The sequence below is a fragment of the Spirillospora sp. NPDC049652 genome (assembly GCF_040675125.1).
In the GTDB taxonomy this organism is placed as follows: domain Bacteria; phylum Actinomycetota; class Actinomycetes; order Streptosporangiales; family Streptosporangiaceae; genus Spirillospora.
Window position 1 is genome coordinate 1 of the sequence record NZ_JBFAOF010001549.1, and the last position, 1108, is coordinate 1108.

1 protein-coding gene is annotated in these 1108 nt (G+C 76.6%); it reads left to right on the forward strand.

The window, feature by feature from the left end:
* Nucleotides 1-1108, forward strand: a 1108-nt coding sequence (locus AB0J52_RS41840; RefSeq protein ID WP_500188851.1) for an MFS transporter, incomplete at both ends; no start/stop codon positions are given.

Sequence of the window (1108 nt, forward strand, 5' to 3'; positions counted from 1 at the left end):
CCTCCGGCCGCCTGCCCTACGCGCCGTCCAGCGTGGCCAGTTCCTCCTCGGTGCCGGCCTGGCCGGGTCGGCGGGCGTGCTGGTGGGCGGACGCGTCGCCCAGGGGCTCGGCGCGGCGCTGCTGTCACCGTCGGCCCTGTCGCTGGTGGTGGGACTGTTCGACGGGGACGAGCGGAACCGCGCGCTCGGCGTGTGGTCCGCGCTCGGCGGCGGGGGAGCGGCCCTCGGCGTGCTGCTCGGCGGCGTGCTCACCGCCGGTCCGGGATGGCCGTGGGTGTTCTTCGTCAACGTCCCCATCGGACTGGCGATCGTCGTCGCACTGGCCGTCATGCTGCCGGACACGCCCGCGCCCGCGGCGCGGCCCCGGCTCGACCTGCTCGGCGCGGTGCTGGTGACCGCGTCCACGGGGGCGCTCATCTACGCGCTCATCGCGGCGGGCGGGCACGGCTGGCTGTCCGCGGTGACCGGCGGGTTCGCGGCCGCCGCGCTGGTCGGGTACGCGCTGTTCGCGGTCTGGCAGCGGCGGGCGCGCTCGCCGCTGATGGACGTCCGCCTGCTGGCGCGCCGCCCGGTCACCACCGGCGCGTTCCTGATCTGGATGGCGACGGCGCTGATGGTCGCGGTGTTCTTCCTCGGCACGTTCTACTTCCAGCACGGGCGCGGGTACGGCGCGATGCGGACCGGCCTGCTGTTCCTCCCGGTGGCGGTGGCGACGATGGCGGGGGCGAACCTCACCGGGCGCGTCATCGGGCGCGTGGGCGCGCGCGTGCCGGCGGTCGCGGGCCTGCTGGTCTCGGCGGCCGGCATGACACTTCCGGCGGTGACGATGCGTCCGGTCGCGGTCGTGGTCGGGGTGGCCGTCGCGGCGGCGGGCACGGGCGCGCTGTTCGTCGTCGCGTCGGCGACCGCGCTCGGCCGGGTAGCGCCCCACGAGGCGGGAATCGCCTCCGGCATCGTCAGCACGTTCCACGAGTTCGGCGCGTCCTTCGGCGCGGCCGTCGTGTCCAGCGTCGCCGCCGCCAGCCTGGTCGGGACGACGCTGGACGGCTTCACCAGGGGGTTCGTCGTCGCCGCCGTCGCGTCGGCGGTGGGCGCCCTGGCGGCCGCG